Source organism: Chryseobacterium tagetis, from assembly GCF_016735585.2.
Lineage (GTDB): Bacteria > Bacteroidota > Bacteroidia > Flavobacteriales > Weeksellaceae > Chryseobacterium > Chryseobacterium tagetis.
The window spans coordinates 107,559-121,485 of record NZ_JAERSE020000006.1 but is presented as its reverse complement, the minus strand read 5'-3'; the positions used below and the strand labels follow the sequence as shown (position 1 = coordinate 121,485).

Here is a 13,927-nt window from a genome sequence, read left to right as displayed (position 1 = left end):
GAGATTTTTCTCCGCTTTTTTATTTAAAATAAAACCATGAAAGAAGAAATTCTTACTTATAATACACCTTGTTCGGAAGAAATTTTAAGACAGATTAATCAATATGAGTTTAAAAGGCTCTGGGAAAATAATCTTTATAAAAATAACAAAAATCTTCTAGGTGGAATTGTCACTTTAATATTTGCAATAGTATTTTTTCTTACTGAAGATTACGGATTTTCGGGGGTATTTTCAGGATTCGCTATTGCAACAATTATCAATTACATCTCTTATTATTCATCATACAGAAAAAATAAGAAAAAATTTCAGGAAATTATTGATAAAGAAATTTCAAATTTTAAGATAAATTCAAAGGATGTGATCTGGGAATTCACTCCTACTCATTTTGGTTTTAAAAATTATAAATCTGAATATAAATTTATCTGGGAAGAAATTACATATTGTATTTTAGACGACAAATATCTTTACATTACAGCATCTTCATTTCTGAATTTTATTTTGGACAAGGCGAATATTGATGAAATAAATCTTAATAAAACCATTCAATATCTCGAGAGCAAATCTCAGTTTAAAGAAATTTGAATTAAGGTAATTTAGCCACCAAACTCTCCGGCAATATTTTCAAAATAAAATAAATCATTTTCCATTTAAAATTCGGAACAATGGTGAAAGAATCTCCGGCATTGACAATGAATGTTGCTACATAATCCGGTTCCATGATCAAGGATTCATTTAATTGTAAACCTTCATTAATTTTGGTTCTAATATAGCCAATCACTAAAGCGTTTACTTTTATATTTCTTGAAGCCAATTCCTGTCTTAAACCTGCTAAATATGTTGTAAAAGCAGCCTTTGTACTTCCATAGACAAAATTACTTTTTCTGCCACGAACTCCTGAAAGCGAAGACAATCCAATGATTCTTTCTAAATCTTTGTTGCTTCTATCTGTTGCAATGATATTTAAGATCGAAACAGCTCCCATATAATTCACCATCATCATTTGTTGAGCTCCTTTAAAATCATTTAAAGCTTTTTCATTATCTACTAAAAATCCAGCCGCATAAACGACGATATGAGGTTTCACCAAGAGTTCATCATAAAATTTCTGATGCGAAACGAAATCAGCAGAATCAAAATGTAAAATCGCAACCTTGGAATCAAAATGATTTTCAGTAACAAAATTCCTAAGTGAATCCGTATTTCTGGAAGCAGCCATTATCGAAAATCCTTTTTTGATATACTGCTTAATACTCTCTTTAGCCACATCGGAATTTGCTCCTAAAATAAGAACCGTTTTGTTTGTATTTTGATCCATAAAACAAAGATAATTGTATTCCTTACATGTTACTAAAAAAGTTTCGGCGGGGTGAGCTTTGCTCACCCCGCCGAAACGAAATATTTTCCAAAAAGAAAAAGATTAATTTTTCTCTTCTACTTCTTTTTTCTCAGCTGTTTTTTCCGCAGCTTTAGCCTTATCTCCAAAACGATTTTCTGTAAATTCTCTCGAAACAGCCGCTTTTTCAAATTTTAGCTTTCCAGATAAAGTTTCAATAACAAAACCATCATCCTGAACCTGAGCAATTCTTCCGTGAAGACCTGAAGTAAGCACTACTCTAGTTCCTACTTTTAAGGTTTCCTGAAAGTTTTTCTCCTGTTTTTGTTTTTTCATTTGAGGTCTTATCATTAAAAAATAAAACCCTACAAACATCGCCCCCATCATGATCAGCATCATTGATGAATTACCTCCTGCCGGAGCCTGTAAAAAGATCGATAGTAAATTCATCATAATTATGGTTGAATATTCGCAGTGAATGTTAATTTAATAGGAGCTTTTTCTACATTAGCAAAAACATCAGCATATTTATTAACTGCTCCGTCAAAGTTAGTAGAATCAAAATGTAATGTAATTTTTCCTTTTTTACCTGGTAAGATTGGCTCTTTTGTAAAATCAGGAACTGTACATCCGCATCCAGGTTTTACTTCAGAGATTACCAATGGATTGGTACCCGTATTTGTAACTTCATATACATGTTGTACTTTATCTCCTTTTTTTACTTTTCCGAAGTCAAAATTACTTTCAGCAAGAGCAATTGTTGTTAATGGCTGATTTGAAACCGGAGCAGCAGCTGTTTCAGAAGAAACCGGTGCCACTGCAGAAGAATCAGCAGAAGTTGTATTTGTAGTTGTAGCAGTTGAATCTGTAGTTACAGCATCTGCTGCCTGAGTTTCTTTATTTTCTTTTTTACAAGAAACCAAACCAAAGCCTATAATAGACAAAGCGATAATTGATAACGTCTTTTTCATGTTAAATTCTATTTTGATCTTTACAATATTTATCTAAAATTCCATTAATAAATATATTGGATCTGTCGGTTGCAAATACTTTTGCAATCTCAATATATTCGTTAATAATAACTTTTGAAGGCGTAAAAGGAAAATTATCAAGTTCCGATATAGCTGTAGATAAAATCACTTTATCCATCAAAGAAACTCTTTCCAAATCCCAGTTTTCCAGTCTTTCTGAAAGCTTCTTCTCATTATTTTCCCAACTATCCAGTGTATTTCTCAAAAGTTTCATTGCGAAAGTTTTATCCTCTTCATCTTTGATCATTTTGATCAGCGTTCTGCTTTCTTCATCTTCTTTAAGGAAACCAATTGTTTTTTGAACCATTGAGTTTGCAATGTGAATATCGTCATACCATGAAAGTTCTTTATCCTCAAGAAAATCATGAAAATCATCATTCTCAGCAATATATCTTAAAAACAATTTACCAATAAACTTCTGATCCTCCTCGAAAGAATATCCTTCTTCTTTCATAAAGTCCTGATAACGCTTTCCTGCAGTAATTCTTTGAAAAGTTTTCACCAACAAATCATCATGCAGATCCCATTTCAATTGCTTATGCTGCCCTGTGAAAAATAATCTCTCAGGATTTTCCTCTAACTTAATTAAAACTTGATTGTTGATGAATTTTTGATTAGGATTGATATCAGAATCAGTTTTGATGTATTTATTTTTACCAATCTCAATTTGATTCTCTGCCAATTCTTTTAGAGAAACTAAAAAATTCAGTTGATAGATGTACAGATAATAGATTTTTTCTATTCCAGAGAACATATTTTTCTCTAATACATCAAACTTTACAGGATTCTGGTAATATGAATACACAGTCTGTACTACTTTTTCACGGATTTGTCTTCTTCCTAACATTCAAAGAGCTTTTAATGACTGCAAAGATACAAAATTTAAAATTTATGAAATTCGTAGTGTGATGACATTTTCGTAATTTTGCAAAACTTTATGAAAGCGCTTAAAACCTTAAACCCCTATTTTTGGAAACACAAAATACTATTATTTTGGGGAGTACTATTCATCATTGCCAGTAATTTTTTCAACATATATAAAGTTCAGTATGTAGGAAAATCGGTAGATGAACTTACAAAAAACGGTAATCTGGGTTTCAATCATCAGGTTTTGATATATGTTGCCATTATTGTGGGTTGTTCTTTATTAACCGGTTTTTTCACTTTCATGATGCGCCAGACAATTATTGTGGCCTCCAGAAGAATTGAATATGAACTTAAAAATAAGATCTACAGACATTATCAGGATTTATCTTTAACTGATTATAAGCAAACCACCATTGGAGACTTAATGAACCGATTAAGTGAAGACGTTGTTGCCGTAAGGATGTATTTAGGTCCTGGTGTAATGTATGTTGCCAATTTAATTGTTTTGGTGATTATCACTGCCATTTATATGGTGAAGACAGATGCTTCAATGACGCTCTGGACATTACTGCCTCTTCCTATTTTATCATTCGCTATATATAAGGTCAGTTCAATTATCAACAAAAAGTCGAAAATCATGCAGAAAAGCCAGTCTGCTATTTCCACTTTTGTTCAGGACAGCTTTTCAGGAATTAGAGTGGTGAAGTTTTTTGCCAAAGAAAAGTATATTGAAAAAAACTACGGAATAAAAGTAACCGATTACCAAAACAAAGCCCTTGATTTAGCCAAAACAGAAGCTTATTTCTTTACCATCATACTATTTGTAATTGGATTATTAAATGTTGCTATTATTTTAATTGGAGGCCAAAAATATATTGACGGTCAATTAAGCATCGGTAAAATTGCAGATTTCTTCATGTATATTAATACTTTGATTTTCCCTTTCTCAATGGTAGGTTGGGTAACTTCCGTCAATCAGCGTGCGGAAGCTTCCATGCAAAGAATTAATGAGTTTATGGACAAAAAATCTGAAATCATTAATACCAATTTTGAGACTTATCCTATTCAGGGAGATATTGAATTCAGAAATGTTTCTTACGTTTATCCAAATACAGGAATTAAAGCACTGGAAAATCTGAGCTTCAAAGTAAAAGCCGGAGAATCTTTAGCTATTATGGGGAAAACAGGAAGCGGAAAATCAACCATCGCTCTCTTGCTGTGTAGATTAATTGATCCTACAGAGGGTGAAATTTTAATCGACGGAAAAAACCTTACGGAACACAATCTAGAAAATTACAGAAATTTCATCGGATATATTCCTCAGGAAAGCTATCTTTTCTCAGATTCTATTGAAAACAACATCGGTTTTGCTATTGATCACCCTACTCATACAAAGATTGTTGAGTATGCTAAAATTGCTGATGTTGATAAAAATATAATCGAGTTTAAAGATCAGTACAAAACCATGGTTGGAGAGCGTGGAGTGATGCTTTCGGGAGGACAAAAGCAAAGAATCTGTATTGCGAGAGCCTTAATTAAGGACCCTAATATTATCATTTTTGACGATTCTCTGTCTGCTTTAGATACTGAAACCGAACAGAATATTTTAAAAAATATTGATAGAAAAATCAATAACGCGACTTCCATAATTATCACACATAGAGAGTCTAGCGCTCAAAAAGCCGATAAAATCATCAACCTTACCGAAATTACAAATTCTGTAACTGCTTAGCCGTTTCGTTTCCAATTGTTAAATAAATCATAAAAAAAATTTTGTGATTAAAAGAAAACTTTTATATTTGTTCTTAACAAGATTAAAAAATATCTAACAATGAGTGAATACAAGGAACGCCATGAAAATGAAATTTTCACTAAGGTGTTAAAAGCAGGGAGAAGAACTTATTTCTTTGATGTGCGCGAGACGAAAGCAGGAGATTATTATCTTACGATTACAGAAAGTAAGAAAAACTTCGGAGAGAATGGAGAAGCAACATTCGAGAAGCATAAAATTTACCTTTACAAGGAAGATTTTAAAAGTTTTCAGGAGATGTTTAATGAGTCCACAGATTTCATCATTAACGAGAAGGGTGAGGATGTAATATCAGAAAAACATGATAAAGACTTCAAAAGCAAATCTTACACAATAGATTCAGACGACGAAGTTTAAAAAAAGAATACTAAAAAAAACACAAGCATCTGAAAAAAGATGCTTTTTTTTATATTACAACCCTTAAGAATTCACTTATTACAATAGCAAAAGGTACACTTTCAACAGTGTACCTTTTTAATAAAAATCTTTAATATCTATTTTTATACAAATTCTCTTTTGATCTGAGAAAGTATGGTTGGATCCTGTATTTCGTTGTCTTTAGCCAATAATAAAACCTTAGACAAAACTTCAGCCGACTTCGGATCATCATCAGCAAAAGGCAAGAACAGTCTTCCTCTGTGTTGAGAATGCACCGGTAAAATGGATAAATATTTCCCAGGAACCTGATGAACCACCGCACTTCCTAAATGAACGCTGTATTCAGCCATCTGACCTTTTATTAAAACATGAGAACCTTCAATTTTAATATTATTAAGTTTGAACAGCCTTGCCGTTTCTTTCATCAGAACAGCCCTCATTTCTATAGATGAATGACTTGCTTCCGGATCTACCCCACCCACATGAGCGACAGAAACGACCAGATCAATATCTCTCATCACCTCAGAAAATAACCTCGGATTAATGTCTTCAAAAGGAATATTTTTATAATCTTTTAAGGAATGAAACTCTATTGTTTCAAGCGTAGGACTTTCTACATCGGCCGGTGAGAACCAATTTGCCAAGGCATATAATTTTACCTGAAATCCTTCTTTATGATAAACTTTTTGCAATCCTTCTTCATAATCTACTTTCCAGCCTCTTGTTTTCAATAATGCCAATGCCTGTTTAGGCTGAATCTGATGTCCTGCATAACGACGGGAAACTGATTTTTCTTGTAATTCGTCCGGCGTAGGAACATATAGTTCACGGAAGATCTGCTTGAAGGGCTGAATCAGTTTTTCTTTAAAGCAATAATGCTGGAAATCGCTCCAAACCGAATATTGATGTAAGTCTACACAGTGAGCAATTCTTAATGTATTATTTTCATTTAATTCATGAATTTCTCCCTGAGCATCTACTAAATTCCCATTATGGAAAAATCCTATCTTATTATCATCCGAAATAAACACCAATTTCTCCAGATGTTTTATGATAACCGGATGTTCAAATAAATTTTTAATTTCAGCATACAGAAATTCATCACCTCGTATCATTGCCTCTTCAAGCCCTTTTCTGGAACGACTCCATTGTTCACGCATGATCTTACGGTTACCTGCTAATTCTACAATTGCTTTATCTTTTTTGATCTTCGGAGGAATTGATTTTAACTGTTTATCATCTCTGAAAACTACTAATTCAGCTTTTCCGTCATCTTCGATAATTAAACCGACAGTAACCCCATCAATCGTAACCTGAGTTTCTTTTGATAATAAGTTTTGAATCTGTTTTGTTTCCATGGCCCACGTAAGGCGAATAGGATCCGGATACCCTGCATTTCGGGCCAGGTTTTCCAATGCCACACGAATAGCCAATGCTTCGCTCGCCTGTTTCATCGAGCCAAATTCTTTACTTTCTTTTTTGAATTGCTGAATATATTCGTAACGGCTCAAGACATCTTTTTCAGGATTGGTTTTGCTTAGAGGCACCAATCCATACACACGTAGATAATCCTGATCACGCTTATCTTTTACTTTTGCCGTAACTTCTTTTATCTTCAGGCTTCCCGTTAAGGTATCAGAATACAATCTTGCTCTGCGGTGACCGTTACCGTCTGAAATATATTTTGCAGAATCATACAGCATTTCCCAACGTGCTTTCCCTAATTCTTTATAGGCTTTTGTAAACCAGTCTTTATCCACCGCGCCATCTTTAAACTCCTGAACATCTACGGAAGAATATTTCGCCACTTCACTTTCAAGCCCTGAATTCTGAGCTTCGTAAGTTCCAGTCTTTGTATGGGCATGCATCCACCAGATCGCAGAATCCAGACCTTTCCATCCCAAATAATTACTGATGAACTTCTGCCATTGCGGCGCATATACCGATGCCTGAATTAAACGAAGTTCAGTAATCTTTTCTTTTTTCACCATTTCATTGAATGCTTCCTGTGTATCTGTTTCCCGCGGATAGCAGTTAGACAGAAGGTAAGAGAACAGCTTTTGCTTCGTCATACTTTCATTGCTGTAGCTATAAATATAATTCGCATATAAATTCGCTTTTCCTAACCCTTTTAAAATTTGTACCAATCGTTCAGCTCCGTAAATAGACTGAAAGCTCTGAACAAAATGAGAAACCGGGGTTCCCGCATCGCCACGAATTAATTCAATATCTAAAAATTTATTCTGAATCTCTTCAATGATGGGTTTCAAAAAAGGAAATATTTCCAGATATTTTTCGCTGTGATGATAGAATTTTGTTGCTGTAAGATCTTTAATCGCCGATTCTGCAGTGAAAATCCCCTCGTATAACTCATCTTTTGTAATCAAATTCAATTCATACGCTTTACAGAACAAATACAAATTCGGAACAGTATATTTGATATTTTCTTCCAGTCCGTTGAACTGCATCCATCGATACAGATTCCAGACTTTTGTAAACTGTTCGTCATTTAATTTCTTATAAGGAATTACCTGTAAAAATATATTGAAAAAAAGCTGCTGTTGCCACCCATCTCCACTGCGACCGAAATAATATTCATTTTGCTTTGCTTTAAAATTGATAATATCTTTCGGTAGATTAGCAAATAGAGTACTGCAGGCATCGATCAAAAAATCATTTTTCTCTTCAAATACAAATTTATACTGTAAAGATTCAAGGATATTTTTGACAGGATTATTCCAATAATAATTAGTTTTCAGCGGATTAGGTATCATATCTTTGTGATAGAATACATAGTCCTCAAGAAAATCCCTGAATTTTTTCCGGTCACAGTTATCCACAAATGTTAATAAAAATAAATCCCGCGGCTGTAATCCCGATTCTTTATACCATTGCTCCCAAATTTCATGCAAAGGATAATTCTCAAATAATTGCTCTCCTGTAAAGCCTTCTGTATTTCTTTTGACCGGACGGAAACTGTTTCCAATCAGTTCTTTTGTAAAAGAACCATTCCAGTCTTCTGTTTCATATTCGTAGTCTTTATTTTTAAGGAACAGATTATTCAGCTTTTCTAATTCTTTTTTGATAGAGCTCTGCGATTGTGTAAAACCATATTTATCGCTTTTTATTGCCTGTTTATATACAGAATTGCTCTCTACTTTTGGCAATCCATATTCTGATCTGACAGAAGGATCGTAGAAACCAAAACCATTTTCAGCAGAGAGAGCTTCTTTATTTCCGGAAGGATTCAATTGATCCAATAACCCCTGTTCCCTGTCCGAAATTTTTGTTCTTTCCGAATATTGCTGAAGCCATTGATTAATCTGATTTGGGATCCTTTTATCTTTTTGAAGCTGAAGCATAATATCCAGAGAAGCTGTTCTCTGCTCTATATCGCCCTTAGCAGCTAATTCATCGACTAAAGATGTTACTACCACATCTTCCTGTTTTATCATCAGTTCGATCAGTTTTTTACGAAGTGTTCCGCCTTTTCTTTTAAACAGCTCATAAAAGGTCATAGCTTCTTCTTTACTCAAAGGATTTTGCTGTAAAACATTAATTCCTGAAGCAACTAAAGATTCTCCACGATCTTTAACGATCTTAAAGGCAAATTCTTTCTGGAAAGGCGTTACCTCTTTTGCCTTTTTCTCAAAATTGTAAGAATAGGAATAACAGTAAAAATCACCCAAAAGATTTCTTGTCAGCTGTTCACGCAAAGTCAGTTCAAACTGATCAAAATAAGAAAGTACCAAATCCAATTTTTCATTGTCCTCCCCTACCAGATAAAACATAGAAGCATATAAATCACTCTTTCTGAATGTTACATTTTGCCAGGAAAAAACTTTCCCTTCAAATTTCTTTTCTTTGATTTCTATTTTTTGAGTTAACTCATGAAGTTTTTCAAAGAAATCAGGATAATCAGGATTATTGATATAGAATTTTGATTTTACATTGACGCTTAACAGTAAGCTTAAAGCCTGACCCGCAAATGCCAACACTTGCAAATCTCCATCCAAAACCGCTTTATAAAAAACAGGCATCTGAATGTACGGATCCCTGGTTTCTATAGCAAATTTAACAGCTAAACATTTTTTTTCTAGACTTCCTTTACCCAGCAAATCATTCAGATAAGGAACCGTTTGCTCCACATCCCAAACACCCTGAACCCAAAGCGCCATATACACTTCATTATTATTTTTGCTTTTTACCGCTTCTGAAATCTGATCAGGATTATTAAAATAGGTATTGGCAAGTGAAACAATATTTTTCACGATAGATTCTTTTTCAGATTCCCAGCCAAGACCTGTCCATGTTCCGATTGCTCGTACAACAGATGAGAAACGTGTAAGTTTATTTTCCTCGATCACATTCACCATATATTGCAGAGCCTGCGTGTTGGTTTCATCCAAAGCTTCTAAAATAGTTTGCCGAAGTCCCTCCTGACGTTGTGCCGCAAGCAGAAGTTTTTCCACAAGCTCCCAGCAATGCTGCCGTTCACTGTTTAATAATGCTTTAATGATTTTTTGTGAAACTTTTCCTTCCGGATGCTTATTGAAAATAATATCTTCAATTAATTGGTAAATCTCTTTATTTCCCGTATCAATAGCCGCCGACCAAATATAAAACTGACCTGTGCTATTGGACAGCTGCGTATCATAAATAATCTGCTCTTCCAACGAAAGTTCATAAGACTGATACCCTGAACCATAATTGTAAATACTTGGAAGTTCCAGTAAACTTCTTATTAAATTCACCTGATTAAGTAGAGTAAATCTTGCATTATTCGGAGCACGGAATGAACGGCGATCATAGCCCGTCTGATACATCTTAAAAGGCATTTTATTCCATGCATATTTCACCAAATCGGCTTTATCTCCAAAGAAATACACTAGTAATTCATAATAGTCTTTGTCTTCCCAAATATTACTTTTGATGTATTCTTTTATTTTATCAGCTTGTGAAGAACCTAACGTTATTTCTTCGTAATAATCGTTTTTCCCAAGAAGAAGCAATCCTAATTCTGCTACTTCTTTTTTTAATTTGGTTTTAGAAAAAAGTTTGGATATCAATCCTTTTTCTGCCTGTTCTTTAAGATCTTTTTTTAAATTCTTTCGGTAATCGACAACTTTCTTCGATTTTAATTTTTCACTGATTTCCATTGTGTTTATGATTTAGTATTATAATTTACCAGTAACTTCCTGCCAGAAATGTAAGCCTGATGAAGGTAAAGGTATGTTGTAAATTTAAGTCGATGATTTGTGTAAGATCTTCAAGTTGCTCTTCATTGTAGAACACAGCAAACATTCCGTCTTCAAAAGCCTGAATAGCATTTTCCTGTGCTTTTTTCAGATCAGCTCTTTTTTCGTTATAAATACTTCCGAAACCTACTTTCCCTGTATCGGTTAGAATATTTAAATAATTTTCTTGCGGAATCTTAGCGTAATCTTCATCCTCCAGCTCAAAAGACTTTGAATTGAATGTCTCTACCTGCTGCTGAACGATTAGTTGTAAAAGATGTTCTAATGAAATTGAACCTTCGGAATGAGCAATATCGATGTATTGCTCTGAAAGGACAGCATATTTTTTGCCCAGTTGCTTTACAGTAACCTTTATTTCCATTTATTTTGAGATTGTGAATTTAAAAATATCAAAATATTTTCAAACTTACTTTTGATATTTTTAGGGCATTTCTAAACATAACCTAAATTATTAATATCAAATGATCTAAAATTTCTTTCCGAAAAAAAATATGGTAAGAAAAAACAGATAATACCTTCAAAAACAAAATATAAATAAAATTTACATTCTCCATCAAATCCCCAACTTGATAGCTCTACTTGAAATTATAGTGAAAAATTTTTGAAAATATTTTAAAATAAAGTGGAGAAACAGGTTCTCATATAAGTATAAAAATAAAAAAGTACACTTTAAAAAGTATACTTTTATTGGGTGAATGATGGGTCTCGAACCCACGACCTTCGGAACCACAATCCGACGCTCTAACCAACTGAGCTACAATCACCGTTTTGTGAGTGCAAATATAGAGAAGATTTTTTAATTACCAAACAATTCCATCAAAATTTTTCAAAGAAATTAACTTCTCTGACGTAAATCCCTCAGCATAAGCAACTCCCGACAAACGCCCTAAATCCTGAGCTCTGTATGTAAGACTCTCGTAAAAATCTTTTGATGTAATTGGCGTTTCAGGTTCCTTAGAAGTAGGATCATAAAACTGAGTTTTGAACGCCATACAGGCAGCAACTTTTTTATCTAAGTGTTCAGAAATATCGATACAGAATTCCGGTTCAATATTTTTCCATTGAATATAATGGAAAATATGCTTCGGTCTCCACACTTCCTGATTTTCTCCATCCAAAACGGTTTCAATTTTTCTCAATCCCGATAAAAAGCACGCATCCGATACTAATTTCGCTCCTTTTGCATGATCTGGATGTCTATCATCAATTGCATTCGCTAAGACAATTTCTGGCCTGTATTTGCGAACCATTTTTACGATCCTCATTTGGTATTCTTCGGAGTTCTCCAAAAAACCATCTTTCATTCCAAGATTTTCCCTTGCCACTACTCCAAGAATTTTTGCAGCATCCATTGCTTCTGCTTTTCTGGTTTCTTCTGTACCTCTTGTTCCAAGTTCTCCTTTGGTAAGATCCACAATCGCGCAGGTCTTCCCTTCAGAAATTAATTTAGCAATAGTTCCACCACATCCTAGTTCTACATCATCGGGATGTGCTCCAAAAGCAAGTATATCTATTTTCATATCTCAAAGATAAGATTTAAAACAAAAACTTCCCAAACGAAACGAATGGGAAGTTTTTATGATATTAATTCAAATTATTTATTGATTTCTGCATTCAATTTTACAGCATCCTGATAAGTAGGATCTAATTGAACAGATTTAGCAACATAATCTTTTGCTTTTGCTACGTCTGAATCTTTACTCATATAAGCTACAGCAAAATAGGCATAAGCAAGAGTTTGCTTGTTTGCTTCCTGATCTGCAGGTTTCACTGTATTAATGAATTTCTCATAAGCCATTTTTGCAGAATCATTGTTTCCTGCCTGCTGATAAGAATATCCTAAGCTATAATAAGCAGGTGCCCAATCTGGAAGAAGTGCACTCATTTTCTGCCACGTAGCAATTGCTCCATTCCAGTTTTTAACATCTTGGTAAGCTGTCGCTAATTTAAACAGAGCATCTGAATCTTGCGCATTTGCAGCTACTTGTTTTTTTAGTCCTTCAATCGTTGGGTTTGTTGGTCCGGCATCTACATCAGCTTGTGAAGCTCCACCACCAGAAATTTTCAACAATTCCATATCCCACTTCATGGTCTCATCTTTAGCCGCTTTTGCAATAGCAATTTTTTGTTGTGCTTCTGTTGTTAATTGAGCTTTCTTAACTGTATCTTTTTCTGCTTTTGCCAATCCTGCTGAAATTAAACCTTGTAATCCCTGATCCGCAGGCTGAACTCTTGATTTGTCTGCCTGAGATACAAAGTTTTCCATGTTTTGTTTTGCTTCAGCGTAGTTACCGTCTGCAAATAACTGATATGCTCTTAATTTAAATTTAATTGGGTCATTAATCTTATCAAAGATTTTATCCAAAACCTGCTTAGAGTTTGCATAGTCTTCATTGGTAAAATAAAGTTTAGCAATTTCTAACTGAGTATATGGATCTTCATCCGCATATTTTGTATAGTTGATAAGGTCTTGGGTAGCTTTTTCATTTTGCTGGTATCTGATATTGTAAGCTGCCATTGCTTTGTAAGCAGGTGCATAAGTTGCATCTGTAGCAATTGCCTTTTCAATACTTGTTTTAGCTTGTTGCCATTGTTGAGCAGCCATCCATAAAGTTCCGATTCTTGTATACACTGATGCCTTATTCGTAGCTAATGGTAAAGCTTTATCATAAGCCGTCATTGCATCACCAGGAATTCTCTTCAATCTGTAAGCATCACCCAATGTATAGTAATAGTTCGCAGGAACTCCTTTTTTCTGAGCTTTTTCAACCGCTTTATTCAAATAATCTATAGCAAGATCAGGCGCATTATTTTTTTCAAATAATGTTAAAGCTTCTGCCGCTCTGAAAAGAACTTCCGCATCTTTTTCTTTAGAATCGGCAACAACTTTCTGAATTTCAGCAATTGCTGATTTATCTCCTTTTCCCAATTTAACGGTAGCCAACCCTATTTTGTTCAAATAGCTTTTAGCATCAGCTGCTAATCCTTTGTTGAAGTTTTCGGTAGCCGCTGCAAAATCAGGCTCACCCTGTCTAAGAAAAGTGTTTCCTAAGTAAAAATAGTTTTCTGCAGTAGGTTCTTTAGCAATCATTTGAGTGAAGTTGGTCTTTGCCTGAGCAAATTTATCACTGTCTATACTATTGATACCATCTTGCAATGTCTGTGCTGTCGCAAAGCTGGTAAAAAATACTACTGCTGCTCCTAAAGCAATCTTTTTTACATTCATAATCATTATATCTTTCATTATTAT

At 34.1% G+C, this 13,927-nt stretch carries 11 protein-coding genes and 1 tRNA gene; 3 read left to right on the top strand and 9 right to left on the bottom strand.

Annotated elements, in window-relative coordinates; genetic code table 11:
- The first annotated feature begins 36 nt into the window (after positions 1-36).
- Positions 37-582 carry a hypothetical protein gene (locus JI747_RS19410; protein ID WP_225690516.1) on the top strand — a complete coding sequence of 182 codons (546 nt, stop codon included), beginning with the start codon at positions 37-39 and terminating at the stop codon, positions 580-582.
- Between the two features lies 1 nt (position 583).
- Here JI747_RS19410 and JI747_RS19405 read toward each other — a convergent pair whose 3' ends face one another.
- The 4 genes from JI747_RS19405 to JI747_RS19390 form a co-directional block, all read right to left on the bottom strand.
- Entirely contained in the window at positions 584-1,315 is a 732-nt protein-coding gene (locus JI747_RS19405; protein ID WP_225690515.1) for an SDR family NAD(P)-dependent oxidoreductase, read from the bottom strand.
- Positions 1,316-1,417: 102 nt separating this feature from the next.
- Complete coding sequence (gene yajC / locus JI747_RS19400) at positions 1,418-1,783, bottom strand: preprotein translocase subunit YajC (RefSeq protein WP_225690806.1); 366 nt, start codon at positions 1,781-1,783, stop codon at positions 1,418-1,420.
- A gap of 5 nt (positions 1,784-1,788) precedes the next feature.
- Positions 1,789-2,304, bottom strand: a complete 516-nt coding sequence (locus JI747_RS19395; RefSeq protein ID WP_225690514.1) for a DUF1573 domain-containing protein — start codon at positions 2,302-2,304, stop codon at positions 1,789-1,791.
- Position 2,305: 1 nt separating this feature from the next.
- The gene (locus JI747_RS19390) at positions 2,306-3,211 is read right to left on the bottom strand and encodes a transcription antitermination protein NusB (RefSeq protein WP_225690513.1); all 906 of its coding nucleotides are present in this window, start codon (positions 3,209-3,211) and stop codon (positions 2,306-2,308) included.
- A 90-nt stretch (positions 3,212-3,301) separates the two neighbouring features.
- Here JI747_RS19390 and JI747_RS19385 point away from each other — a divergent pair, with 90 nt between their 5' ends.
- Together JI747_RS19385 and JI747_RS19380 are read left to right on the top strand one after the other, a co-directional pair.
- Entirely contained in the window at positions 3,302-4,963 is a 1,662-nt protein-coding gene (locus JI747_RS19385; RefSeq protein ID WP_225690512.1) for an ABC transporter ATP-binding protein, read from the top strand.
- A 99-nt stretch (positions 4,964-5,062) separates the two neighbouring features.
- Positions 5,063-5,398, top strand: coding sequence for a DUF3276 family protein (locus JI747_RS19380; protein WP_034679055.1), 336 nt, complete (start codon positions 5,063-5,065; stop codon positions 5,396-5,398).
- A gap of 143 nt (positions 5,399-5,541) precedes the next feature.
- Here JI747_RS19380 and JI747_RS19375 read toward each other — a convergent pair whose 3' ends face one another.
- The 5 genes from JI747_RS19375 to JI747_RS19355 all read right to left on the bottom strand — a co-directional run bounded on the left by JI747_RS19375 (position 5,542) and on the right by JI747_RS19355 (position 13,921).
- On the bottom strand, positions 5,542-10,578 hold the full coding sequence (locus JI747_RS19375; RefSeq protein ID WP_225690511.1) for a DUF4132 domain-containing protein: 5,037 nt from the start codon (positions 10,576-10,578) through the stop codon (positions 5,542-5,544).
- A gap of 25 nt (positions 10,579-10,603) precedes the next feature.
- Positions 10,604-11,038 (bottom strand): hypothetical protein, encoded by a 435-nt coding sequence (locus tag JI747_RS19370; protein ID WP_225690510.1) that lies wholly within the window; start codon positions 11,036-11,038, stop codon positions 10,604-10,606.
- Between the two features lie 328 nt (positions 11,039-11,366).
- Positions 11,367-11,442, bottom strand: a tRNA-His gene (locus tag JI747_RS19365).
- A gap of 35 nt (positions 11,443-11,477) precedes the next feature.
- A complete protein-coding gene (gene bshB1, locus JI747_RS19360) occupies positions 11,478-12,197 on the bottom strand; it encodes a bacillithiol biosynthesis deacetylase BshB1 (RefSeq protein WP_225690509.1) in 720 nt (239 codons plus the stop codon).
- Positions 12,198-12,271: 74 nt separating this feature from the next.
- A complete protein-coding gene (locus tag JI747_RS19355) occupies positions 12,272-13,921 on the bottom strand; it encodes a tetratricopeptide repeat protein (protein ID WP_225690508.1) in 1,650 nt (549 codons plus the stop codon).
- Positions 13,922-13,927: the final 6 nt, after the last annotated feature.

Bases quoted from the DNA above. Each gene is read 5' to 3' on its own strand.
- JI747_RS19410 (WP_225690516.1), top strand. From the start codon at position 37: ATGAAAGAAGAAATTCTTACTTATAATACACCTTGTTCGGAAGAAATT.
- JI747_RS19405 (WP_225690515.1), bottom strand. From the start codon at position 1,315: ATGGATCAAAATACAAACAAAACGGTTCTTATTTTAGGAGCAAATTCC.
- yajC (WP_225690806.1), bottom strand. From the start codon at position 1,783: ATGAATTTACTATCGATCTTTTTACAGGCTCCGGCAGGAGGTAATTCA.
- JI747_RS19395 (WP_225690514.1), bottom strand. From the start codon at position 2,304: ATGAAAAAGACGTTATCAATTATCGCTTTGTCTATTATAGGCTTTGGT.
- JI747_RS19390 (WP_225690513.1), bottom strand. From the start codon at position 3,211: ATGTTAGGAAGAAGACAAATCCGTGAAAAAGTAGTACAGACTGTGTAT.
- JI747_RS19385 (WP_225690512.1), top strand. From the start codon at position 3,302: ATGAAAGCGCTTAAAACCTTAAACCCCTATTTTTGGAAACACAAAATA.
- JI747_RS19380 (WP_034679055.1), top strand. From the start codon at position 5,063: ATGAGTGAATACAAGGAACGCCATGAAAATGAAATTTTCACTAAGGTG.
- JI747_RS19375 (WP_225690511.1), bottom strand. From the start codon at position 10,578: ATGGAAATCAGTGAAAAATTAAAATCGAAGAAAGTTGTCGATTACCGA.
- JI747_RS19370 (WP_225690510.1), bottom strand. From the start codon at position 11,038: ATGGAAATAAAGGTTACTGTAAAGCAACTGGGCAAAAAATATGCTGTC.
- bshB1 (WP_225690509.1), bottom strand. From the start codon at position 12,197: ATGAAAATAGATATACTTGCTTTTGGAGCACATCCCGATGATGTAGAA.
- JI747_RS19355 (WP_225690508.1), bottom strand. From the start codon at position 13,921: ATGAAAGATATAATGATTATGAATGTAAAAAAGATTGCTTTAGGAGCA.